The 22,199-nt window shown below is 71.8% G+C and carries 19 protein-coding genes and 1 riboswitch; of the genes, 7 read left to right on the top strand and 12 right to left on the bottom strand.

Features of this window, described 5'->3' with window-relative positions; translation table 11 throughout:
- Positions 1 to 72 precede the first annotated feature (72 nt).
- The 4 genes from cofC to cofG form a co-directional block, all read right to left on the bottom strand.
- On the bottom strand, positions 73 to 708 hold the full coding sequence (cofC, locus tag ACXKZF_RS14930) for a 2-phospho-L-lactate guanylyltransferase (RefSeq protein WP_488984732.1): 636 nt from the start codon (positions 706 to 708) through the stop codon (positions 73 to 75).
- 169 nt (positions 709 to 877) lie between these two features.
- The gene (fgd, locus tag ACXKZF_RS14925) at positions 878 to 1,888 is read right to left on the bottom strand and encodes a glucose-6-phosphate dehydrogenase (coenzyme-F420) (RefSeq protein ID WP_488984731.1); all 1,011 of its coding nucleotides are present in this window, start codon (positions 1,886 to 1,888) and stop codon (positions 878 to 880) included.
- A gap of 11 nt (positions 1,889 to 1,899) precedes the next feature.
- The gene (locus tag ACXKZF_RS14920; protein WP_488984730.1) at positions 1,900 to 3,393 is read right to left on the bottom strand and encodes a flavin-containing monooxygenase; all 1,494 of its coding nucleotides are present in this window, start codon (positions 3,391 to 3,393) and stop codon (positions 1,900 to 1,902) included.
- Positions 3,390 to 6,176 carry a 7,8-didemethyl-8-hydroxy-5-deazariboflavin synthase CofG gene (cofG, locus tag ACXKZF_RS14915; protein ID WP_488984729.1) on the bottom strand — a complete coding sequence of 929 codons (2,787 nt, stop codon included), beginning with the start codon at positions 6,174 to 6,176 and terminating at the stop codon, positions 3,390 to 3,392. The genes ACXKZF_RS14920 and cofG overlap by 4 nt, the downstream gene beginning before the upstream one ends.
- A 248-nt stretch (positions 6,177 to 6,424) precedes the next feature.
- Between cofG and ACXKZF_RS14910 the strand changes: the two genes are divergently transcribed.
- Together ACXKZF_RS14910 and ACXKZF_RS14905 are read left to right on the top strand one after the other, a co-directional pair.
- A complete protein-coding gene (locus ACXKZF_RS14910) occupies positions 6,425 to 9,910 on the top strand; it encodes a family 43 glycosylhydrolase (protein ID WP_488984728.1) in 3,486 nt (1,161 codons plus the stop codon).
- A 157-nt stretch (positions 9,911 to 10,067) separates the two neighbouring features.
- Positions 10,068 to 10,457, top strand: a complete 390-nt coding sequence (locus ACXKZF_RS14905; RefSeq protein ID WP_055951776.1) for a hypothetical protein — start codon at positions 10,068 to 10,070, stop codon at positions 10,455 to 10,457.
- A gap of 180 nt (positions 10,458 to 10,637) precedes the next feature.
- Here the strand turns inward: ACXKZF_RS14905 and ACXKZF_RS14900 are convergent, their stop codons facing one another.
- Genes ACXKZF_RS14900 through ACXKZF_RS14890 form a run of 3 tightly spaced genes read right to left on the bottom strand, consistent with a single transcriptional unit; the run spans position 10,638 to position 13,507 of the window.
- The gene (locus tag ACXKZF_RS14900) at positions 10,638 to 11,456 is read right to left on the bottom strand and encodes a sulfite exporter TauE/SafE family protein (RefSeq protein ID WP_055951773.1); all 819 of its coding nucleotides are present in this window, start codon (positions 11,454 to 11,456) and stop codon (positions 10,638 to 10,640) included.
- Between the two features lie 51 nt (positions 11,457 to 11,507).
- Positions 11,508 to 12,326: an ABC-2 transporter permease gene (locus ACXKZF_RS14895; protein ID WP_488984727.1), complete on the bottom strand. Its 819-nt coding sequence runs from the start codon at positions 12,324 to 12,326 to the stop codon at positions 11,508 to 11,510.
- Positions 12,323 to 13,507 (bottom strand): ABC transporter ATP-binding protein, encoded by a 1,185-nt coding sequence (locus tag ACXKZF_RS14890; protein ID WP_488984726.1) that lies wholly within the window; start codon positions 13,505 to 13,507, stop codon positions 12,323 to 12,325. The genes ACXKZF_RS14895 and ACXKZF_RS14890 overlap by 4 nt, the downstream gene beginning before the upstream one ends.
- Positions 13,508 to 13,616: 109 nt before the next feature.
- Between ACXKZF_RS14890 and ACXKZF_RS14885 the strand changes: the two genes are divergently transcribed.
- The 5 genes from ACXKZF_RS14885 to ACXKZF_RS14865 all read left to right on the top strand — a co-directional run bounded on the left by ACXKZF_RS14885 (position 13,617) and on the right by ACXKZF_RS14865 (position 17,357).
- Positions 13,617 to 14,681 (top strand): enoyl-CoA hydratase/isomerase family protein, encoded by a 1,065-nt coding sequence (locus ACXKZF_RS14885; RefSeq protein ID WP_488984725.1) that lies wholly within the window; start codon positions 13,617 to 13,619, stop codon positions 14,679 to 14,681.
- Between the two features lie 7 nt (positions 14,682 to 14,688).
- Positions 14,689 to 15,525 (top strand): LssY C-terminal domain-containing protein, encoded by an 837-nt coding sequence (locus tag ACXKZF_RS14880; RefSeq protein ID WP_488984724.1) that lies wholly within the window; start codon positions 14,689 to 14,691, stop codon positions 15,523 to 15,525.
- The gene (locus ACXKZF_RS14875; protein WP_488984723.1) at positions 15,522 to 16,100 is read left to right on the top strand and encodes a hypothetical protein; all 579 of its coding nucleotides are present in this window, start codon (positions 15,522 to 15,524) and stop codon (positions 16,098 to 16,100) included. The genes ACXKZF_RS14880 and ACXKZF_RS14875 overlap by 4 nt, the downstream gene beginning before the upstream one ends.
- Positions 16,101 to 16,185: 85 nt before the next feature.
- The gene (locus ACXKZF_RS14870; RefSeq protein WP_488984722.1) at positions 16,186 to 17,112 is read left to right on the top strand and encodes a DnaJ domain-containing protein; all 927 of its coding nucleotides are present in this window, start codon (positions 16,186 to 16,188) and stop codon (positions 17,110 to 17,112) included.
- A gap of 62 nt (positions 17,113 to 17,174) precedes the next feature.
- Positions 17,175 to 17,357 (top strand): DUF5302 domain-containing protein, encoded by a 183-nt coding sequence (locus tag ACXKZF_RS14865; protein WP_055951754.1) that lies wholly within the window; start codon positions 17,175 to 17,177, stop codon positions 17,355 to 17,357.
- A 97-nt stretch (positions 17,358 to 17,454) separates the two neighbouring features.
- Here ACXKZF_RS14865 and ACXKZF_RS14860 read toward each other — a convergent pair whose 3' ends face one another.
- The 5 genes from ACXKZF_RS14860 to ACXKZF_RS14840 all read right to left on the bottom strand — a co-directional run bounded on the left by ACXKZF_RS14860 (position 17,455) and on the right by ACXKZF_RS14840 (position 21,890).
- A complete protein-coding gene (locus ACXKZF_RS14860) occupies positions 17,455 to 19,002 on the bottom strand; it encodes a bifunctional hydroxymethylpyrimidine kinase/phosphomethylpyrimidine kinase (RefSeq protein ID WP_488984721.1) in 1,548 nt (515 codons plus the stop codon).
- A complete protein-coding gene (gene thiE / locus ACXKZF_RS14855; protein ID WP_488984720.1) occupies positions 18,999 to 19,643 on the bottom strand; it encodes a thiamine phosphate synthase in 645 nt (214 codons plus the stop codon). The genes ACXKZF_RS14860 and thiE overlap by 4 nt, the downstream gene beginning before the upstream one ends.
- Positions 19,640 to 20,461: a hydroxyethylthiazole kinase gene (gene thiM, locus ACXKZF_RS14850; RefSeq protein ID WP_488984719.1), complete on the bottom strand. Its 822-nt coding sequence runs from the start codon at positions 20,459 to 20,461 to the stop codon at positions 19,640 to 19,642. Before thiM ends, thiE begins: the two co-directional genes overlap by 4 nt.
- Positions 20,453 to 20,545: riboswitch (TPP riboswitch) on the bottom strand. (Overlaps the previous gene by 9 nt.)
- A 38-nt stretch (positions 20,546 to 20,583) precedes the next feature.
- The gene (locus ACXKZF_RS14845; protein WP_488984718.1) at positions 20,584 to 21,249 is read right to left on the bottom strand and encodes an SDR family oxidoreductase; all 666 of its coding nucleotides are present in this window, start codon (positions 21,247 to 21,249) and stop codon (positions 20,584 to 20,586) included.
- Between the two features lie 227 nt (positions 21,250 to 21,476).
- Positions 21,477 to 21,890, bottom strand: coding sequence for a GNAT family N-acetyltransferase (locus ACXKZF_RS14840; protein WP_488984717.1), 414 nt, complete (start codon positions 21,888 to 21,890; stop codon positions 21,477 to 21,479).
- Positions 21,891 to 22,199: the final 309 nt, after the last annotated feature.

Genomic DNA, 22,199 nt, shown 5'->3' with positions numbered 1-22,199 from the left:
GGGATCGGGCGATGCGCACGGCCGATTCCGTTCATCACGCGGCGGGCGGAACGCGCGCGCGATGCCGGGGGACTAGGCCGCCGCGGCCGCCAGGACCGCCGAGGTGTGCGCACCCACGCCGAGTGTCACGGCCTGCGACAGCTGCGAGGCGGTGTCGACGTCGCGACGCAGCGTCGAGTCGCGCTCGACGGCGAGGTCGGTGCAGCCGAGCAGGCGGTGGCGGGCCGCGGAGTCCTCGCCGAAGGCCGAAACCCACACCGCCCCGGCGCGGGCGGTGACGAGCGTGGAGCCGGTGGTCTCGGCATCCGGAACCAGACCCCGCTCGACGGATGCCGCGAGCTCGAGCGCGACGTCGAGGTCGGCGGCGCGTAGAGCGGGCAGGTCGCCGAGGAGGGCGGCGCGTGCGGTGCTCTGGCCGGCGACGGCGGCGCCGAGCGCGATGGCGGCGTCGAGGCCGCGGACGTCGCCCTCGGGGATCACCTCGACGATGCGCGATCTGCGGAACTCGGTACGGACGCCCTCGTCGTCGGTGACGACGACGACCCGGGACACCAGATCGGCGGCCGCCGCGGCGGCGATGGTGTCGAGGGCGATGGCGCGCGCGAGCGCCTCTCGGTCGGTGCCGACGTCGGTCAGACGCGACTTACCGACGGCGGCGGGTTTCACCGGGACGATGATCGTCCAGCCGGAGGTGTCAGGAATGCTCATCGCGTCCATTGTGCGCCGAACCCCCGACGTTCACGGGCGCGGGCGCGTCCGAGATCGTGAATCAGTGACAGGCGAGGTGATCCGCGATCGCCGAGATGACCCGCGTCTGCGATGAATCACGGGTCATCTCGGGAGGCGCGCGTCATCCCGCTGTCGGCGGCGCCCCGTGTCAGCTGAAGCGCTTGCGCAGGCGCGGCAGGATCTCCTCGCCGTACATCGTCAAGAACTGCTTCTGGTCGTGCCCGGGGTCGTGGAACACCAGGTGGCGGAAGCCGAGGTCGACGTAGCGCGCGATGCGCTCCACGTGCTCGTCGGGGTCGGTCGACACGATGAACCGGGACGCCACGCGCTCGATCGGCAGCTCGTTCGCGAGCCGCTGCATCTCGAGGGGATCGTGCACGCTCATCTTCTCTTCGGCGCTGAGGGCGAGCGGGGCCCAGAACCGCGTCTTCTCGAGCGCGGTGTCGTGGTCGGGGTGATACGAGACCTTCACCTCCATGAGGGTGTCGACGTCGTCGCGCGTACGCCCGGCCTTGCTCAGCCCGTCGTCGAGGGCGGGGAGGAGCTTGTCGGTGTACAGCTCGGCATCCTTGCCGCTCGTGGTGATGTATCCCTCGGCGATGCGGCCGGCCAGGCGCGTGGCCGCGGGACCGGAGGCGCCGATGTAGATGGGCACCTTCTGTTCGGGGCGGTCGTAGATGGTGGCGTCCTTCACCGAGTAGTACGTGCCCTCGTAGGTGACCCGCTCGCCCGCCCACAGTTCGTTGATGATCGTGATGGCCTCTTTGAGGCGCTGGAAGCGCTCGGGCGGCTCGGGCCATTCGAGGCCGAGGGTGACCTCGTTGAGGGCCTCGCCGGTGCCGACGCCGAGCACCACCCGACCCGGGTACATCACGCCGAGGGTCGCGAACACCTGCGCGATCACCCCGGGGTGGTAGCGGAAGGTGGGGGTCAGCACGCTCGTGCCGATGATCACGCGCTCGGTGCGGGCGCCCAGGGCACCGAGCCAGGGGAGGGCGTTGGGGGCGTGGCCGCCGTCGTGCATCCAGGGCTGCAGGTGGTCGGAGAGGAAGACCGAGTCGAAGCCCATCTCCTCGGCCAACACACCGAAGTCGAGCAGCTCGTTGGGGCCGAACTGCTCGCTCGAGGCCTTGTAACCGAATCTCAGCGGAACGCTCATGACTGTGTCTCCTAGGCGTGCGGATGGGTGGGGGTGGACTCTATGACGGGGGTGTGGACGGTCTCGAACTCCGACCCGTCGGTTCCGGCCAGGCGCTCGCGGAACGCCTGCACCGTCCCCGGCCACAGCAGGGTCAGCCGGCCCGAACGGTCGTCGACGTACCAGTTGCGGCATCCGCCGGTCAGCCAGGGGGTGGATGCCGCGGCGGCGGCGATCTCGTCGGTGTAGGCCGCCTCGGCTTCGGGGCGTACGCGCAGGACGGGCTCGGGGCGGCGGTCGCGCTCGCAGAGAGCGCGTACGACGTAGGCCGCCTGCTCCTCGGCCATGAGGACGGCCGAGTTGTGACCGAGGCTGGCGTTGGGGCCGTTCAACACGAAGAGGTTGGGGAAGCCCGCGACCACCGTCGAGCCGAACGAGGTCATGCCCTCGGACCAGTGCTCCGCGAGGGTGACCTCCTCGCCCCGCACGAGGTCGGCGTAGGGCTGCTGGGCGGATGCGAACCCGGTGGCCAGCACGAGCACGTCGGCCTCGTAGCGCTTACCGCTGTCGGCCGTCAGCATCGGGCCGTCGACGGCGGCGAGGGCTGTGGGTTCGAGGGTCACGGCATCCGAGGCCACGGCGGGGTAGAACGCGTCGGAGAGCAGCACGCGCTTGCATCCGAAGGAGTAATCGGGGGTGAGCACGGCACGCAGCGCCGGGTCGGCGACCTGGGCGTGCAGGTGGTGGAGGGCTGCGGCGCGGGCGGCAGCGGACGCCGCGGCGTCACCCGCGCGCGATGCGTAGCGCTGCTCGCCCTCGGCGTAGAGGTCGGCGCGCAGGCGCGCCAGGTCACCGGGGTGAGCTTCGAGGTGATCCCGATCGGCGTCGGCGATCTCGCCGCCTCCGCGGGGCACGATCCACGCCGGTGTGCGCTGGAACAGTGTCACCTGGGCTCCGCGGCGGGCGAGCTCGGGCACCAGCTGCACCGCGCTCGCGCCCGTGCCGACGACCGCGACCCGCGTGCCGGTGAGGTCGACGCCGTGGTCCCACCGCGCGGTGTGGAAGATCGGGCCGTCGAAGGATTCGAGTCCGGGGATGCCGGGGACGTGCGGCTCGGTGAGGCGGCCGCACGCCAGCACGAGGGAGCGGGCCACGACGGGTTCGGCGCCCGTGTCGAGGCGCCAGACCGAGCCTGCGGCATCCCATTGCGCGCCGAGAAGGGGGGTGCGAAGGCGCAACCGGTCGCCGAGGCCCTCGCGGGCGGCGACGCCCCGCAGGTACGTCTGTATCTCCTGGCCCGGCGCGAACGTGCGCGACCAGCCGGCGTGGGGGTGGGCGGCGAGGCTGTAGAGGTGCGCGGGCACGTCGCACGCCACACCGGGATAGGTGTTGTCGCGCCACGTGCCGCCGACGTCGTCGGCGCGTTCGAGCACGACGATGTCGTCGCGTCCCGCTCGGCGCAGGGCTCCGGCCATGGCGAGTCCGGCGAAGCCGGCGCCGACGATCGCGACGTCGATGGTCCTCACGGGCGCGGCCGATCAGCGGGGGAGGCGTGGCGGGCCGCCTCGTCGGCGACCGTGTACGCCGTCGCCACCTGATAGTCGGTGTTGCGCAGACGGAACGGCCGCATGAGGCTCCGCGCGATGCGTTCGGCCGCGGCGACCGGCAGCTCGAGTCCCTGCTCGATGCCCGCGTCGGGCAGGACCCGGCCGTCGTAGAGGGTGCCGCCGAGATCGTCGCCGCCCGAGCGCAGCAGCACAGCCGCGGTCTCGCCGCCCACGCGGGTCCAGGGGATCTGCACGTGCGGGATGCTGCCCGACAGCAGCAGCCGCGACACCGCGACCATCGCCCGGTGCTCGTCGATCGGCGCGCGGCCAGCGACGAGCGGCACGTCACCGCCGGGCAGGGGGATCGGGACGAACTCGGCGAAGCCGCGGGTCTCGGCCTGGATCGCGCGCAGATGCCGCAGGTGCGCGATGCGCTCTTCGGCGGTCTCGACGTGGCCGTAGAAGATCACGGAGGTCGAGCGGAAACCGGCGCGATGCGCCGCCGTGATGGTCTCGACCCAGCGATCGATCTCGAGATCGCCCGGCGCGATGAGCGCGCGCACCCGCTCGCTGAGGACTTTGACACCCGTGCCGGGAACGGTGCCGACGCCCGCCTCGCGCATCGCCGTGAGCGCTCCGTCGAGCCCGAGGCCGCCCCGCTCGGCGAGATCGCGCACGTCGAGCGGACGGTAGGCGTGCACGTGGATGCCGGAAGCCCCGCGTTTCACGGCCCGCACGATGTCGAGGTACCCGGCGGGGTCTTCGTCGCCGCGGAGCGCGCCCTGCACGCAGACCTCGGTCGCGCCGAGGTCGGCGGCATCCGCGGCGATGGCGGTGGCGTCGTCGAGGTCGAACTCGCCCGGGCCGGTGCGGCCGGTGCGGCGGAAGCCCGTCGAGGTGAGGTTGCGGTTCTGCACGAGTGTGATCGGCTCGCCGACGGTGTAGCGGCGCGCGTCGTCGGCGACGGCCGTCAGCTCGTCGAGCTCGGCGCCGGTCGCGCGCAGCAGACGCACCCAGTCGGCGTCGTCGAGGGCGAGGGCGCCGGATGCCGCGCGTTCGGCGAGCCGGCGGACGCCCGGGTCGCTGCCGGATCGCGCAGCCGCGGGGTCGGCGTGGGTGGTGGAGGGCAGCGCCGCAGCGGGGGCGGCGCCGGGAAGGGAGGGGATCCCGGCAGCGGAGGAAGCGGCCGGGTCGGCACGTCCTCCCGCGGCGGATTCTCCTCCCGTCGAGGGAGTCACGGACGTCGCGGAGGTCGCAGAGGTCTCGGAGGTGACGGCGACGGGGTCCGGGTCGGCGCCGGGCCGCTGGCCAGCGCCCGCGGCGGAATCGCCCGAATCGGCGTCGGCGCCGGGGGCGGAGGGGATTACGGCAGCGGAGGATGCGGCCGGGGCGGTGCGTCCTCCCGCGGCGGATTCTCCTCCCGTCGCGGCCGTCGCGGCCGTCGCGGAGGCCGCGGGAGCCAAGGGAGTCGCGAAGGTCGCGGCCGCTCCCGTCGCGGGTACCGCGGGCACGACCGCGCCGACCGGCTTCACATCGGCGGCGAGCCCCGTGGCATCCGCCAGCGCCCGCAGCGGAGCGTGGAGTGCCGGGTCGATCCAGCGGTCGGCATCGCGGACGAACTCGGGGTGGGCGGTGAGGCGTTCGCGCAGCAGGTAGCCGCGCGCGGACGTGTGCGCGGCGAGGTCGTCGATCTGCGGCCAGGGGCGCTCGGGATTGACGTGGTCGGCGGTGAGCGGCGACACCCCTCCCCAGTCGTCGGCGCCGGCCTCGATGAGCAGGCCGAGCTCGCGCGGATCGGAGAGATTCGGCGGCACCTGGATGCGCATGTCGGGGCCGAACACGAGCCGCGCGACGGCGACCGCCGCGAGGTAGTCGTGCATGTCGGCATCCGGTGCGCCCTGCATGGCGGTGCGGGGCTTCGCGCGGAAGTTCTGCACGATCACCTCTTGCACGTGCCCGTGGCGGTCGTCGAGCTCGCGCAGCGCGACGAGCGATTCGGCGCGGTCGCGTAGGGTCTCGCCGATCCCCACCAGGATGCCGGTGGTGAACGGGATGCCGGCGGCCCCGGCGTCGTCGATGACTTGCAGGCGCAGCGCGGGGTCTTTGTCGGGAGAGCCGAAGTGCACTTGGCCGGGCTCTTCGTACAGGCGCCGCGAGGTGGTCTCGAGCATCATGCCCATCGACGGCGAGACGGGGCGCAGCGTTTGCAGTTCGTCGGGATGCATCACGCCGGGGTTGGCGTGCACGAGCATGCCGGTCTCGGCGGTGATGAGACCGGCTATGTGGGCCACGTAGTCGATGGTCGAGGCGAAGCCGTGGGCGTCGAGCCAGGCGCGTGCCTCGGGCCACCGCTCCTCGGGGCGGTCGCCGAGGGTGAGCAGCGCCTCTTTGCAGCCGAGGGCCTGCCCCTGGCGCACCACCGTGAGCACCTGCTCGGGGCTCATGTAGGCGGGTTTGCGCAGGAGGTTGAGCTGGCCGGGCGTGTCGACGAACACGCAGTAGTGGCACCGGTCGCGGCACAGGGTCGTGAGAGGGACGAACACCTTGCGCGAATAGGTGATGACGCCGGGGCGGCCGGCGCGGGCGAGTCCCTCATCTCGGAGAGCGGATGCCGCGGGCAGCAGTGCCTCGAGGGGCGCGTGCAGCAGTGCCTCGGTCTCATCGGCGTCGGGGCGGTGACCCGCCGCGACGCGCGCCAGGAGGTCGCCCATCGAGGTGCCTCGGGCCGGTGCGACTCGCGGCGCAGCGCTGCCCGTACTCATCGCTCCAGGCTATCCCCCGCCCCCGACATCGGGGCCGGGTACCGTGGCGGCGCGGTCCGGTCGGAACGCCCGCTCATGGTGGCCGCGCGATCTCCGCGTGGCCGCCCCGCGCAATGACCGTGGACAGACACGAATGTTGCCGCTAACATCACCGCACGGGCACCCCCCACCTCCGCCGACTCGGTCGGCGTCGACGAGCACATCGCTCGACGGGGTGCACGATCACCCGAGCAAAGGAGCCGGACCACGTGAGTACCCGACGACGCCTCGCCTTCCTGACCGCGCTCGCGGTCGGGGCGGCGACCTTCGCGACCGCCCAGCCCGCAGTCGCCGCCGCCCCCGCCGACGGCCTCGTCGCCGCCTACGACTTCCGTCAGCCCTCCGGCGCGACGGTCCCCAACACCGCGACGGGGTCGTCACTCGGGCCCGCGACCGTCCGCAACGTGCAGAGCGCCGACTGGACCGCGAGCGGCCTGACCATGCGCGGCGGGGCCAAGACCTCGACGGGGAACTGGGTCGAACTGCCCGACGACATCCTGGCGGGTGACCGATCGGCGACGGTCGTCGCCGAGGTCAAGGCGTCGCAGGCCATGCTGAACTCGTTCCACTTCCTGTGGAACGTGGGCAACGAGTCGGCCGCGACCGAGTACTTCTTCGCCTCCCTCAACTGCGGCTCCGGTCGGACGCCGCTTCTCGGTGTGAAATCGGCCGGTGTCGAGCGGCTCGTGGGAGCGTCGTCCTGCGGCGTCACCGCGAATCAGTGGGTCAACGTCGCCTCCGTCGTCGACGGTGCCACGGGGCGCGCGTCGCTCTACCTCGACGGCGTCCGCGTCGCCGACGCCGCGATCGATCGCACCCCCGCTGACGTGCGCGACCAGTCACTGAACACCATCGGCCGCGCCCCCTGGCCCGACCCGCTCTTCCAGGGAGCGATCTCGGCCTTCCGCGTCTACGACCGCGCACTGTCGGCGACCGAGGTCGCGGCGACGGCTCAGACCGACGCCGAGACCCACGCGACCGAACTGCGGGCGCAGGCTCAGGCGATCCTCGACGCACTCGCGCTGAAGGACATCTCGACCTCGACCGACATCGACCTGCCGACCTCCGGCGGACGCGTGACCTGGACCTCGAGCAACCCCGCGCTCGTGGCGCCCGATGGAACGGTCAGCGCTCCCGTCGCCGGTCAGCCGGGCGGCACCGCGCAGCTGACGGCGACCGCCGCCGTCCGCGGGGTGACGGCGACCCGGACCATCACCGTGACCGTGACCGCCTCGACCGAGACCGCCGCACAGCGCGCGGCCCGTCTCGCGGGGCGGTTCGTGATCCCCAGCGTCCTCGAATCGGGTTCGACGCTTCCCGCCGCCCCGGAGGGGACGACGGTCGCCGTCAGCTCGACCGACGGCGGTGTCGTCGTGACAGACGGCGTCGTGTCGGGTGCCGACGGATCGATCACCGTGCGCGTGACCGACACCGCGACCGGCGCGACCGCCGACCGCACCTTCGCCGTCACGGTGCTCCCGGCCGACTCGACCGAGCAACTGCTCGCCTACAACCGCGTGCCCACGCTGGTCACCGAGGCGAACAACGCCGATGTGGCGCTCAGCATGCACCTCGCCGTCGGCGAGGACGACGCCTGGCGTCCGCTCAACGAGAACTACGGCATCTTCTTCCCCAAGACCGCCGTCCCCGTGCCGGCGAACGGTCCGCGTGACGGCGACATCCGGAGCCTGCGCGACCCGCACCTGTTCACCCTCGAAGACGGTGGCTACGGCGTCGTCGCCACCCGCACGGCGCGAGGCGGCGGTGCCGACGGGACGCAGACCTCGAGCGTGCTCTTCGCCCGCAGCGCCGACCTGCGCAGCTACGACGAGGTGGGCATGGTCGACCTCGGCGTGACGTCGGGCGTCAACGACCCCGCAGCCGTCTACGACTCCGCCGCGGACCGCTACGTGGTCTCGTGGACATCGGACGCGGGAGCCGCGATGTACACCTTGTTCGCCGACCTCGGCGACGTCTCCACCCGCGGCGAGGTGCGCCGCGGCGAGGTCGCCGCGACCGCCGGCATCGACGAGGCCGAGGTGGCGAACTTCGACTCGGGCAACACCGTCCCGGTCGACGCCGACACCCTGGCCGGCCTCGAGGTGCGCTTCGGACGCGTCGTCAACACCGGTGTCACCGCCCCGGCGCGGGTCGAGATCGCGCAGGGGGCGACCCTCGACGCGGCAGCCCTCGCCAAGCGCGTCGACCTGTCGTACTCGGACGGCTCGAAGGCCACCCGCCCGGTGACCTGGGATGCCGCATCCATCGGCGCGGTCGACACCTCGAAGCCCGGTACCTACGAGGTCACCGGCACGGTCAAGCAGCCGGAGTACGCGACGCCGTTCGCCGACGAGCGCGCCGACCCCTCGGTGTTCCGTTACGACCTGAACGGACAGCAGAAGTTCCTCATGATCGCGACCGAGGACATCTACGGCGGCAACATCGACCCGCAGGGCGGTGCGCACATGCCGATCCGCATCGCGAACTCGATCGAGGACCTGTCCGACGAGGCGATCCGCGCCGGACGCAACGTCGAGGTCGACCTGCTGCGTCGCGGTGACACCGACGCCGAGGGCCGGGCGATGACCGGATGCTTCTGGGCTCCGGAGTATCACGTGATCGGCGGCAAGCTCTCGATCCTGTTCATGCCCTGCTACGACGGCGCGAACGGTCGGCCCGACATGTTCACCGGGCAGGCCAGCATCATCCAGCTCAAGAAGGATGCGCAGGGGAGCGACCTCGATCCCGCGGTGCCGGCCAACTGGACGAAGGCGCAGAAGGTGCTGCGGGCAGGCGGCGGCATCCTGAATCCCGTCCAGACGATCTCGCTCGACATGACCTACGTCGAGGACTCGGGTCAGTCGTACTACGTGTGGCAGCAGCTCGGCGCTCTGTTCATCGCCAAGATGGACCCGGCCAACCCGACCCGTCTGACTTCGGAGCCGGTGCGCATCCTCGCCCCCGAGTACGCCTGGGACAACGTCATCGCCGAGGGGCCGAACGTCTACGCGCGCGACGGCAAGCTGTACCTGATCTACTCCGGATCGACCGTCGGCGACACCTATACGACCGGGCTCGCCCTGGCCACGGCGGGGAAGAACGTCGATCTGACCTCGCCGAGCGCGTGGAGCAAGCTCAACTACCCGATCCAGAAGTCGGGCGTCTTCAACGGCTCCTGGCAGCTCGGCACGGGCCACGGCATGTGGTCGCAGGACGAGGATGACAACCTGCTGTACGTCTTCCACGCCCGCACCGACAACAACAACCTCAGCGGTCGGGACATGTTCGTGCGCCGGGTGCACTTCGCCGCGGACGGCCTGCCGATCTTCGACATGGAGAGCGCCGAAGAGGTCGCGCCCGACAACCGTCGCGTCACGGCCACGGTCGTCGTCACCGCGCCGGCGGGCCTCGAGGTCACCGGAGCCGTGAGCTCCCGCTGCATCTCGGGCAAGGTCACCCAGACCGTCACGGTGCGAAACGCCGAGGGCTTCCCGGTGACGGTGACGGCGAAGGGTCCGTACGGAACGAAGGCGTTCGGCTCCCTCGCCGCGGGCAAGAGCTCGTCGGCCGCCTTCACCACCCGTCTGGGGTCGATCCCCGCCGGAACGGTGACGGTGGATGCCACCGCGACGGTGAACGGCAAGGCGATCACCGACACGGTCTCGCTGCCGTTCGCCGCCGCGAGCTGCGGCTAACCACACGGCTGATCGCTCACGACGAAGCCGCGTCCGGACCTTCCCCGGGCGCGGCTTCGTCTTTCGGTGGTGTCAGAACTCGAGGTGAGGGCGATCGTTGCGCTCTCGTGAGGTGCGGTGCCGGTGGGCACCCGTTCGCGCTGGCAGGATGGATGCCATGGTCACCCTGCTGCTCGATTCGACGCAGCTCGAGGTCGTGCTCTCGTCGACCGAGCGGGCGATGTCTTTCCGCAGGTCCAACATCGTCGTCCCGCGTGAGCACATCGAGCGCGTGCAGCTCACCGACGACGCGTGGACGTGGTTGCGCGGCGTCCCCAACCCCGGCATCAACCTGCCTGTCGCGGTGGGCATGGGCACGTGGAAGTCGGCGGGCGGCAACGACTTCGTCGTCATCCGCGGGCGAAAGCCCAGCGTGGTGGTCGACCTCACCGGTCACGACGAGTTCGAACGGCTCGTGTTGACCACCAAGCACGGTGTGGCGCTGCTCCAGGCCCTGCGGCTCGACGTGGCATCCGAACCCGAGAACGTGGCCGACATCGTCGCCTGACGCGCGTCGGCCGCCGGCGGTGGCAGCCCCGTGGTCCGGGCGGCGGGCTCTCCGTGATCCGTATGAGGTCGGCGCGGATGCCGCGATCTCGGCTGAGGTCGTGCGAACCGCTGCGGTGGTGACGATGCGCCGCGCTGCGGCGCGCCCCGCGGGTCGGCAGGCGGTGAGCGATCCTGCGCGTCAGCTCGTGAACTGCACCACGGTGTCCCACGCGAGTTTGACGATGAGGATCGACAGGGTCACGAGGAAGACGATCCGCACGAAGCCGCTGCCCCGCCGCGTGGCCATGTGGGCGCCGATGAACCCGCCGGTGATGTTCATCACGGCCATCGCCAGGCCCAGCACGAGCAGGATCTCGCCGTGCACGCCGTAGACCGCGAGGGCGGCGAGGTTGGTGGTGAGGTTGGCGATCTTGGCGTTGGCGCTCGCCTGCAGGAAGCCGTAGCCCAGCACCCCGACGATCAGGATGACGAAGAACGACCCCGTCCCCGGCCCCAGGATGCCGTCGTAGAAGCCGACCAGCAGACCGATGGCGGCGGCGCGCCAGGCGATGGCCGCGGTGCTGCCGTGGCGCGGCGCGTGCTCGAGGCCCATCTTCGGCTTGAAGAGGGTGTAGAGCGCGACCACGATCACCGCGACCAGCACGATCGGTGTCAGCACCTCGCGAGGCACGTAGCGCGAGAGCGCGGCGCCCACGGTCGATCCGGCGTACGCCCCGGCGACCAGGGGGATGAGCAGCACGAGCTGCACCCGGATCCTGCGCAGGTACACCCAGCTGGCCGAGAGCGTGCCGAAGAACGACGACAGCTTGTTCGTGCCGAGGATGAACGGGGTCGCCACGTCTTTCGGGACCGCGATGACCAGGGCGGGGAGCTGGATGAGTCCGCCGCCGCCGACGACCGCGTCGACCCAGCCGGCCACCCCCGCGGCGACCAGCAGCAGGAGAAGGGATGCCACCGACACCGGCAGCCACTCCGCGATCACCGGTCCATCGAGCACGGTTGATTCTCGCCTCTGCGTGGCGAGCCTCCAAATGGGTGGCGGGGTGGGTCAGTCGATGTCGCGACGCCAGGTCGTCAGCAGTCCGATGACGACGAGCACCACCGCGTAGCCGAGCAGGACGAGCCCGCCCGCCCACCACTCGAGGGTGTCGCCACCGGCGGCTCCCATGATGCCGAAGATCGTCTGCCCGACGAGGGCATCGCTCGCGGCGCTCGGGAACCATTTCACGACTCCGGCGAACCCCTCGACCAGACCCCCGGCGGTGCGCACGATCGGCTCGACGAAGAGCGTCACCGCCAACACGATGACGATCGCGGCGACTTGATTGCGCACGACCGTGCCGACGCCGATGCCGACGAGCGCCCACAGTGCGAACGCGAGCAGCATCCGGCCGACGAGCTCCCAGGTGTCGGGCGCGCCGAGGGCGGTGTCGATGCCGAAGATGCTCAGCACGCCCGCGCCGGCGCCGAGCGCGGCGATCGCGCCCAGGATGCCGTATAGCAGACCCACCACGATGCCGACGACGAACTTGCCCACGAGCACCGTGCCGCGGCGCGGGGTGGCGAGGAACGTCGGCGTCAGCGTCTTGTGCCGGAACTCCGTCGTGACCATCAGCGTGCCCACGAGCAGGGGGAAGACGTAACCGACCGCGGTCGCGGAGCTGTAGACGAGGGCGGGGATGCCGTCGGTCGACAGTGCGGGACCGCGCGACCCCGTCAGCTGACCGGATGCCACTCCGCCGAACACGAGGGCGAGGACGCCGGCCGTGAAGGCGACGTAGACGACGAGCACGATGCCCAGCACCCACCACCCGGCGGTGGTGAACTGCTTGGTGTACTCGGAACGGGTCGCGGCGACGAGGCTCATCGCGGGGCCTCCGTCTGATCGGGGGCGGCTGAGGGGACGATGTCGATGACTCCCGTCGATGCGACGGAGTAGGAGCGTCGCGGGCCGTCGTCGGCCGGCGACGCCGCGGGACGGGCGGAGCGAGGCGGCGGCGTCACCGCCACCATGGCCGTCGAGGGACGCGGGTCGTCGTCGGGATCCGCCGATGCAGCGGTCGCCGCGATCGGTGCGGGCGCCGAGGTGACGGCATCCGGGGCGTCCTCGGCATCTGGAACCGGGTCGGGAACGGCGCCGGCGCTCGCGTGCACGCGCACGCCACTGACGAGCTCGAGGAAGATGTCTTCCAGGCTCGCGCCCTTGCTCTGCAGGTTCGACAGCGCGATGTCGGCGCCCGCGGCGAGGGCGCCGATCTCGACCGGTTCGTGGTGGCGGATCGTGAAGCCGTTGCGCAGCAGCTGGTGGTCGATCCCGCGGTCCTCAAGCAAGCGCGACAGCGCGGCACGGTCGGGGGAGTCGACGACCGTGGCGTACTCGTCGGGGTCGGCGAGGTCTTCGATGCCGCCCTGGAACACCAGGCGACCGCGCGAGATGATCAGGAGCGCGTCCACGGTCTGCTGCACCTCGGCGAGCAGGTGCGACGAGATGAGCACCGTGCGTCCCTCTTCGGCGAGGTGGCGCAGCAGCGAGCGCATCCACCGGATGCCCTCGGGGTCGAGCCCGTTGGACGGCTCGTCGAGCACGAGCACGCCGGGGTCGCCGAGGAGCGCCGTGGCGAGGCCCAGACGCTGGCGCATGCCGAGCGAGAAGCCGCCGACCCGGCGACCGGCCACGTCGGCGAGTCCGACGAGGCCGAGCACCTCGTCGATGCGGGAGGTCGGGAGGTTCGCTGCGCGCGCGTAGACCCTCAGGTGGTTCGCGGCCGAGCGACCGGGGTGGAAGCTGGATGCCTCGAGGGCCGCGCCCACGCTCTGCAACGGCGAGGCGAGGTCGGCGTAGCGCTTGCCCCCGATCGTCGCGGTGCCGGCGGTAGGACGCACCAGCCCCAGCAGCATGCGGAGGGAGGTCGTCTTGCCTGCGCCGTTCGGGCCGAGGAAGCCCGTGACTTGCCCGGGTTCGATGCGGGCGGTCAGGCCGTCGACGGCCGAGATCGCCCCGAACCGTTTGGTGAGGCCGGCCAGTTCGAGCACCTGTCCGTCGGGCATGCGGCCCCTTTCCTTCGGCAGACGTTCCGCCTATCTTCCCCGATCCGGGGCCGAAAACGTATCCTCCCGGAGGCGGAGGCGGTGCGCGGGGTCTGTGTAACGTGGCAGCGTGCACGCAGAGCGAACCGAGAACGACAGTGTCCTGGTCGGTGGCCGCGGTGGTCTCGGCCACCTCACGCTCAACCGTCCGGCGGCGATCAACGCGCTCGACCTCGGCATGATCCGCGCGCTCCACCTCACCCTCGACAGGTGGGAGAGCGACACCGACGTCGACATCGTGCTGCTCGACGGAGCGGGCGAGCGTGGCTTCTGCGCCGGCGGCGACGTGCGGGCACTGCACGAGATGGTGGTGGGGGGCCGGGTCGACGAGGTGCACGCGTTCTTCCGCGAGGAGTACGCCCTCGATCACCGCATCGCCACGTCGAAGAAGCCGGTCGTCGCCATCGCCGACGGCGTGTGCATGGGCGGGGGCATCGGCCTGGCCGGTCACGCGGCGATCCGCATCGTCACCGAACGCTCGCGTCTGGCGATGCCCGAGACGCGCATCGGATTCACCCCCGACGTGGGCGGGTCGTGGCTGCTCGGCCGTGCGCCCGGCCGGATCGGCGAGTACCTCGCGCTGACGGGCGGGACGATGGATGCCGCCGACGCCCTGTACGCCGGCTTCGCCGACCACATGGTGCCCACCGCCCATCTCCCGGCGCTCTACGAAGCGCTGGAGTACCGTGCCGACCCCTCCAGCCCGACCGAGTTGGTGCTGCTTTTCGACGAGACGCCCGAGCCGTCGCGCTTCGAGACAGAGCGGGAGTGGATCGACGAGGCGTTCTCGGCCGCCGATGTCCCCGGCATCCTGGAGCGCCTGCGCGCCCGGCCTGAGGCCGAGGCGCAGCAGACGGCCGAGGTGCTCGCGACCGCGTCGCCGACGGCGCTCGCCGTGACGCTCGAGGCGGTCCGCCGGGCACGCGAGCTGCCGTCGCTCCGGGCCGCCCTCGCGCAGGAGTACGGCCTCGTGCTGTGGTTCGCGTTCACGCAGCCCGACCTGGTCGAGGGCATCCGCGCGCAAGTCGTCGACAAGGACCGCTCTCCGTCGTGGTCGCCGGTACGGCTCGACGACCTCCCCGCCGAGCGCGTCACCGAGGCGTTCGCTTACGAGCCCACCCCTGCGTTGTGGTGACGAGCGTATGACCCCGTCGCGGCGTCGCTGGTCGATCGGTCGGGCCCTCGACGGGTTCTTCTTCGTCTTCGCCGGTGCCGCCGCGATCTGGCTCGCCTACCTGAGCCTCACTCAGTCGTTCTCGCTCGGGTGGGGAGGCGTGCTCATGGCGGTGGCGTTCTGGGTGCTGCTCGCCTACTTCGCGCTACCGCGGCTTCATCGCATCCTCACCGCCGTCTACGTGCCCGACTACTTCATGGGCCGCACCCGCACCTCCGACGGGCTGCTCGGCGATCCCGTGAACCTCGCCCTGCAGGGGTCTCGCGAGAACGTCGAAACCGTGATGGCCTCGGCCGGATGGATCCCGGCCGACCCCGTGAGCCTGCGGTCGTCATGGCGCATCGTCGTGTCGACGCTGCGCCGTCGGAGCTACCCGCGCGCGCCCGTGAGTCCGCTGTTCCTCTTCGGACGGATGCAGGACCTCGCCTACCAGCAGGAGGTCGCGGGCTCTCCCGCCCAGCGCCACCACGTGCGGCTGTGGAAGTGCCCGGACGGGTGGCTCCTGCCGGGGGGACGCCGCGTCGACTGGCTCGCCGCGGGCACGTTCGACCGCGCGGTGGGGCTGTCGCTGTTCACGCTGCAGGTGACCCACCGCATCGACGCCGACACCGACATCGAGCGCGACCACATCGTCACGAGCGTCCGCGGAGTGTCGGGCGTCGAGGTCGACGTCATCCGCGACTTCGCCACCGGCTACCACTCGAGAAACGGCGGAGGCGACAGCATCAGCACCGACGGCGACCTGCCGATCATCGACGTGAGCGCGGTGCGTCCGTCCGCACCCGAGGGGGTGTCGGCGCCGTGAGCGCAGAGCGGCTTCCCGAGAAGCGCGTGGCGTTCGAGCCGCCGGTCGACCCGACCACGGCCGATCCGGCGATGCGTCGCCCCGCCTCCATCGTCACCGGCAGCGTCCTCGTGCTGCTGCGCGCGGCGGCGGGGGCGTTGTGGGCGGCCGGGGTGGCGTTCTCCCTCCCTCCGTGGCTGCGCGAGATCGCGGGCGCGGCGAGCGGGAACGCGGACGAGCCTCTCGATCTGAGCGTGTCCGACCTGGGTGTGGATACCGCGGTTTTCCTCGGCGTGGTCGCCGTCGTCTGCGCGGTGCAGGTGGTCTTCGGCATCCGGATCTTCTTCGGCGGCAACCTCGCGCGGGTGCTGGTGATGGTCATATCGGTGGCTTCGATCAGCGCCAGTTTCGTGGGGTGGTGGGAGTTCGGGCAGGTGATCACCGTGCGGACGACCCTGATCACGCTGAGCCTGGACATCCTCGTGCTGCTCGCCCTGTCGAGCCGCGACGCCGCGGCCTATGCGCGGAAGCCGCGTCGGCCCCTACGGCGGCGCCGGGATCGTCGTCGAGGGGCGGATGCCGCGGAAGCGGTGTGAGACGCCGTCGCCACGGGCCGTGCACGGCCGCGGCGGGTTAGCCTGAGAGGCGCCGCGCACCCGGGCGGCAGAACGGATGACGCACGTGTTCGACAGCCCCATGTCGTCCTCGGCATACGAGGTGCTCCGCGTCGCGGCCGACGTCGATGACGAGGGTCTGCGCCGCGCCTACCGCGTACGGTTGCGCGAGACGCACCCCGACACCGGCGGCGACGCCGCACTGTTCGTGCAGGTGCAGCGCGCATGGGAGCTCGTCGGGACGCCCGAGGCCCGCAGCGTCTACGATCGCGGCCGCGGGTCCACCGCGGGTGAATGGGGCGGCGGGTCCACGGCATCCGCTCCCTCCCGTCCGACCGACACGCGACCGCGCGCGCGTTCGTACGGACAGCCCGGCGGCTGGCGTCGCGAGCGCTACCTCGGCCTGATCCGCGAGTGGGTCGGTCGCGGCGTCGACATCGCCGACCCCTACGACCCCGCGCTCGTGCGCTCGGCTCCGCCCGAGATCCGGCACATCCTCGCCGACGCGCTCGCCGAGGAGGAGACGGCGCGGCTCGTGTCGGAGCTGGGCATGGGCTACACGGTCTGGCACGACGTGTTCGCCGACCGTGACGGACTCGATCCCGAGCAGAAGCTCGACCACCTCGTGCTCGGACCGAGCGGACTCTACGCCCTGCTCAGCGAGGACTTCGGCGGCCCGGTCGGCGTGCGCCGCGGCGAGATCAGCGGCCCGAACGTCATCGGTGCGCCCGTGACCGAGCTGGTGTCGCGTGCCCGCGTCATCGCGCGGTCCGCGGGCGTGCGCTTCAGCGGTGCGATGGTCGTGCTCCCTGACGACGACGTGCTCGAGGCCGTCACCGAGCTCGGCAAGATGCGCGGCACACCGGTCGCCCTGGTCACGCGCAGCGCGTTGACCACGCTGCTGCGTCGCGGCATCCCGGGTGCGCGCGAGGTCGGCGGGACCGAGCTGTTCGACATCCGCACGCGGTTGCAGCAGCGCGTGCGCCACGTCTAGGACGACCCGCACGGTCCTGTCTCGGTTGTCCGCTCTCGCGCGGTCATGTCTAGGGTGGAGCCATGAGTACCGACGAGACCTCGGACGCTTCGGCGTCCGACGACATGAAACGCAAGTTCAAGGAAGCGCTCGAGAAGAAGAACGGGCATCAGCGTTCGGGTCAGGCGCACCTCGACGGCCACTCCGCCGTGCAGGGCACGCACGGAGCAGTCACCAAGCGCGAGTTCCGCCGCAAGAGCGGCTGACGCAGCGGCCCTCTCCCCCGGGAGTCGGCATCGGATCGCACGGAGGTGTCGCCTCGCCGTTCGCGGCGGCGACACCTCCGTTCGCTTCACCGGCGCTTCACCGGCGTTTCAGCGGCGCCTCGAAGAACGCCCGCTCGAGGGCCATCGAGCGGTCGTAGGCCGCGGCCATCGCTGAGCGTTCGGACTCGGATGCCACTCGGGCTGCGCCATCCACGATCGTCGCCGCCTGAGCCGACGACGTCGCGAACGCCTCGTCACCGTAGGCGGTGAGCCAGTCGGCGTAGGGGTGGTCGGCGGCGAAGGTCCCTCGCCAGCGGGCGCCGATGTCGGTGTACAGCACGAAGCAGGGCAGGATCGCGGCGACCAGGACCGCGTAGGAACCCACGGTCGACGCCGCGTGCAGGTGGTCGGTGTAGTCGAGGGTGGATGCCGCAGGCTCGAGCCCCGCCGGGTCGACGTGCGCCTGATGGAGCGCCGCCTCCTCCTCGAGGCACGAGACGGAGGCCTCGGCCCAGAACCGCTGCTCGTCGACGGTCGGTGCCAGTGCTGCGGCGCGGGCGAGCACCCGCGCGTACTCGCGGAGATACAGCAGGTCTTGGCCGAGATACCAGCCGAAGGCGTCGCGATCCAGGTCGCCGGATGCCAACCCCCGCACGAAGGCGCAGGCGTCGACGTCGGCTCTCACCGGGGCCACGGCATCCCATCGTTCGGTGCTCCAGGATGCCGCCTCGTTGCGCGGGGCGTCCGGTACCGGTGGGCCGAGCTCGACGTGCGGGCGCAGCTCGTGCAGGTGGTCGATGGGACCGTTGCCGCGTCCGACCCGCAGGGCATCGGCGTGCTCGAGGGCGCCGGTGAGCCAGTGTTTCGCGCGCGTCAGGGCCTCGGGCCACGACATGCCGTGCGCCGCGAGGGTCGCCATGGCCGACGACAGCGAGCAGCCGGTGCCGTGGGTGTGACGCGTCGCGACCCGGCGCCCGGGCACCGGGTGGACGTCGGCGCCGGCGATGATGGCATCCGGACTCTGTGCGCCGTCGAGGTGTCCGCCCTTCAGCAGGACCGCGGTGTCGGCTCGCCCGGCGAGGGTCTGCGCCTGAGAGACGGCTTCGTCCCAGCTCGTGGCGACGGATGCGCCGACCAGGACGGCGAGCTCGGGCAGGTTCGGCGTGACGAGATCGGCGCGGCGGCACAGTGCTCTGACCGCCTCTTCGGCGTCGGCGTCGAGCAGGCGGTCGCCGCTGGTCGCGACCATCACGGGATCGAGCACGACGATCGGGGGGCGCACGTCGGCCAGCACATCGACCAGCCACGCGTCGACGGTGGCGACGACCTCGGCCGAGCCGAGCATGCCGATCTTCACCGCGTCGATGTCGACGTCGTCGCTGACCGCGCGCAACTGCGCGTCGAGGAACGACGTCGGCGGCACGTGCACCTCGCGGACGCCGACGGTGTTCTGTGCGACGAGCGCCGTCACCGCGGCCATGCCGTAGCCGCCGAAGGCCGCGATCGACTTCAGGTCGGCCTGGACCCCGGCACCGCCGGTGGGGTCGGTGCCGGCGATGCTGAGCACGCGGGGTGTCGCGCGCGTCGCGTCGGGCGACCCGGGCCGCGGTGCGGCGGATGCGGTGTCGACGGATGCGGCGTTCACGCGACGGCTCCCCACGCCGCACGCAGGGCGCGCACCACCGCGCCCGGGTCATCGGTCGCGCACACCGCCGAGACGACGGCGACGCCCGCCGCTCCCTCCGCGCGGAGGGCGGCGACGTCGTCGACGTCGATCCCGCCGATCGCCACGCACGGCAGGTCGGCGGATGCCGCGAGCTCGCCGAACCCGCGGATACCCAGGGGCTGCGGATGGTCGGGCTTCGTCGCCGTGGCGCGGATGACGCCGACACCGAGGTAGTCGATGGTGCCTTCCGGCAGGGCGGCGGCCGCGGCGAAGTGGGCCGGGGTGTTCGCCGTCCAGCCCACGAGGGCGTCGGTGCCGAGCAGGGCGCGCGCGGCATCGACGGGGAGGTCGCTCTGACCGAGATGGATGCCGTCGACCCGGGCGCCGCGGTCACGTGCGGCGAGGACGACGTCGAGGCGGTCGTCGACGAGGAAGGCGCACCGCCCCGCGACGACGTCGGCGAGGTCGAGGGTGCGGGCGAAGAGTTCGGCGCCGCCGGCGACCTTGTCGCGCAGCTGCACGACGGTGACGCCCGCGGCCACGGCCTGATCGACGATGTCGCGCAGGCGGTCGAAGGGGACGCGATGGTCGGTGACGAGGTGGAGCGAGAGGTCGATCATCGTGCGAGCTCCGCCCGGCCCGTGAGGTCTTCCGGTCGCACCGCGGCGAGTTCGTCGAGGAAGGCGACGGCGAACGATCCCGGTCCTCGGGATCCGGATGCCGCTCGCTCCGACGCCACGGCCCACACGGCGGACGCCGCGATCGCCGCCTCGAACGGCTCGGCCACGGCCGCGAAAGCCGCCATCGCCGCGCCGAGGGCGCAGCCGCCGCCGGTGACCTTGGTCAGCAACGCGCTTCCGCCGGGCACACGGGCCGTGCGCTCGGCATCCACGATCACGTCCACCTCGCCCGAGACGGCGACCGTTCCGCCGGTGCGTGCGGCGAGCGCGCGGGCCGCGTCGAGGGCGTCTTCGGCCGCGTCGGTCGCGTCGACGCCGCGTCCACCCGCGCCGACTCCTGCCAGGGCGAGGATCTCCGAGGCGTTGCCGCGGATGATCGCCGGGCGTGCCGCGAGCAACTCCCGCGCCAGGGCGGTGCGGACGGGGAGGGCGCCGACGGCGACCGGGTCGAGCACCCAGGGAGTGGGGGCGGTGACGGCTTCGCGGGCCGCGTCGCGCTGTTCGGCGGTGGGTGTGCCGAGGTTGACGAGCACGCCGCCTGCGATCCCCGCGAACAGGCCCGCTTCGCCCGGGATGTCGCACATCGCGGGGGCGGCACCGAGCGCGAGGAGGGCGTTGGCGGTGAAGTTCGTCACCACCGCGTTGGTGATGCACTGCGTGAGCGGTGCCGCCTCGCGCAGGCGGGCGAGCGCCCCGGCGGGGTCGGGTTCCCACGCGGGTGTGGAGGTGGACGGAGACGACGACGTGCGAACGACCATTCGCGACATCCCTTCGCTAGTACGAGCTAGATCAGGTTCAACGGGTGTGTTCTCAGCCCCTTGCGGGCACCCCGTGTCACTTCCGGCGACGCTAGCACGGCGGATGCCGCCGCGTCGGGCGCTCAGAACCGCGCGGAGAAGCCGCCGTCGGTGTGGAGGAGCTGTCCGCTGACCCAGCGGCCTTCGTCCGAGAGGAGGAAGGTGGTGATCCCGGCGATGTCGTGGGGCGTGCCGAATCGGCCGAGGGGGTGGTGTCCGGCGAGCGCGTCGCGGGTCTCGGCATCCATCCACCCGGTGTCGATCGGGCCGGGGTTCACGACGTTCGCGGAGATGCCGCGGGGGCCGAGCTCGCGCGCGGCCGACATCACGATGCGGTCGAGGGCGCCCTTCGACGCGCCATAGGGGAGGTTGCCGGTGGTGTGGTCGCTCGTGAAAGCGACGATCGCGCCGCCCGTCTCGTCGACCTGTCGGGCGAAGGCAGCGATCATCAGCAACGTCGCGCGGGCGTTGACCGCGATGTGACGGTCGAGGCTCTCTGCGGTGGTGTCGAGGATGCCGGATTCGACGCCGTGCGCGTGGCTCAGTACGAGGGCGTGGATCGGCCCACGCTCGCGCGAAACGCGGTCGACGAGCTCCGTCGGTGCCGTGGGGCTCGCGAGGTCGCACGGGTAGTCGCCGGAGTCGAGCTCGCTCGTCACGACGTCCCAGCCGTCGGACTCGAGGCGAGGGATGATTCCCGCGGCGATGCTGTTCGCGCGGGCGGCTCCGGTGACGAGGGCGAGGGGCATGGGACGAGGGTACGTCGCTGGTGCTCACGGGTCGGGCGTCGAACGCTGAGGTCGCGGCATCTCTTCGCGGATCGCCTCGCGTCGTCCCGTCCCGCCTCGCCCCGTCCCGTCCCGCCTCGCGTCGCCTCGCCTCGCCCCGTCCCGCCACGCCTAGCCGTGGTGGGTCGTTCGCGGTGTTCGGCCCCGCTGGTGAAGTGGGACGTCGGTCGCGGTCCACGCTCCGGTGGTCAGGCGGGGCGCAGTTGCATCAGACCTTCGGGGTGCGGGTAGCCCTCGAACCCGACTTTCTCGTACAGGCCGTGCGTGTCGACGGTGGCGAGGAGCACGCGCTTGAGTTTCAGCGGCCGCAGGGTGGCGACGATGGCCTCGCTGAGGAGTAGTCCGATGCCGAGGCCGCGTGCGGCGGGGGTGACGTAGACGTCGCACACCCAGGCGAAGGTCGCCTGATCGGTGACGACGCGGGCGTACCCGACGAGCGTCCCGTCTGCGTCCAAGGCGCCGAAGTTCAGCGAGGCGCGGGCCGCCTGATCGACCGTGTCGCGGCTGCGCCCGATCGCCCAGAAGGCGTCTTCGGAGAGCCATCGGTGCACGAGGTCGAAGTCGATCTCGTCCGGATCCGTGGTCACGCGCGGGGATGCCATGTGCTCACCGTAACGAGGCAGGATCCTGGGCATGCGATGGGTCCGTGGCGTGCCGCGGCGAGAGCGCCGGCGTGTGACGTGTCGGGCGAGCTCCGTCGGTGCGCGCGACGTGTTCGGGCGCGTGACGTTTCCCGCGCGCTGTTCCCGCGTGGGCGGGGGGCGTTTCCCGCGTCGGTTCCCGCGTGCGACGTCTCCCACGCGACGTTTCCCTCACGCGGTGTTCCCCCGCGCGACGTTCCCCGCAGGCCGCTCCCCCCACGCCGCTCGCCGCGCGGGTCGGTTCCCGCGGCCCGTTTCCCGCGCGCGACG

Source organism: Microbacterium sp. ABR10, assembly GCF_057812175.1.
Note: the sequence above shows the minus strand (reverse complement) of the source record. Positions and strands in the feature narration are given on the sequence as shown.

Excerpts from the sequence above, each read along its gene's own strand:
- fgd (WP_488984731.1), bottom strand. The coding sequence starts at position 1,888 with ATGAGCGTTCCGCTGAGATTCGGTTACAAGGCCTCGAGCGAGCAGTTC.
- ACXKZF_RS14880 (WP_488984724.1), top strand. The coding sequence starts at position 14,689 with ATGACCCCGTCGCGGCGTCGCTGGTCGATCGGTCGGGCCCTCGACGGG.
- thiM (WP_488984719.1), bottom strand. The coding sequence starts at position 20,461 with ATGGTCGTTCGCACGTCGTCGTCTCCGTCCACCTCCACACCCGCGTGG.
- cofC (WP_488984732.1), bottom strand. The coding sequence starts at position 708 with ATGAGCATTCCTGACACCTCCGGCTGGACGATCATCGTCCCGGTGAAA.
- ACXKZF_RS14895 (WP_488984727.1), bottom strand. The coding sequence starts at position 12,326 with ATGAGCCTCGTCGCCGCGACCCGTTCCGAGTACACCAAGCAGTTCACC.
- ACXKZF_RS14890 (WP_488984726.1), bottom strand. The coding sequence starts at position 13,507 with ATGCCCGACGGACAGGTGCTCGAACTGGCCGGCCTCACCAAACGGTTC.
- ACXKZF_RS14845 (WP_488984718.1), bottom strand. The coding sequence starts at position 21,249 with ATGCCCCTCGCCCTCGTCACCGGAGCCGCCCGCGCGAACAGCATCGCC.
- thiE (WP_488984720.1), bottom strand. The coding sequence starts at position 19,643 with ATGATCGACCTCTCGCTCCACCTCGTCACCGACCATCGCGTCCCCTTC.
- cofG (WP_488984729.1), bottom strand. The coding sequence starts at position 6,176 with ATGAGTACGGGCAGCGCTGCGCCGCGAGTCGCACCGGCCCGAGGCACC.
- ACXKZF_RS14905 (WP_055951776.1), top strand. The coding sequence starts at position 10,068 with ATGGTCACCCTGCTGCTCGATTCGACGCAGCTCGAGGTCGTGCTCTCG.
- ACXKZF_RS14865 (WP_055951754.1), top strand. The coding sequence starts at position 17,175 with ATGAGTACCGACGAGACCTCGGACGCTTCGGCGTCCGACGACATGAAA.
- ACXKZF_RS14840 (WP_488984717.1), bottom strand. The coding sequence starts at position 21,890 with ATGGCATCCCCGCGCGTGACCACGGATCCGGACGAGATCGACTTCGAC.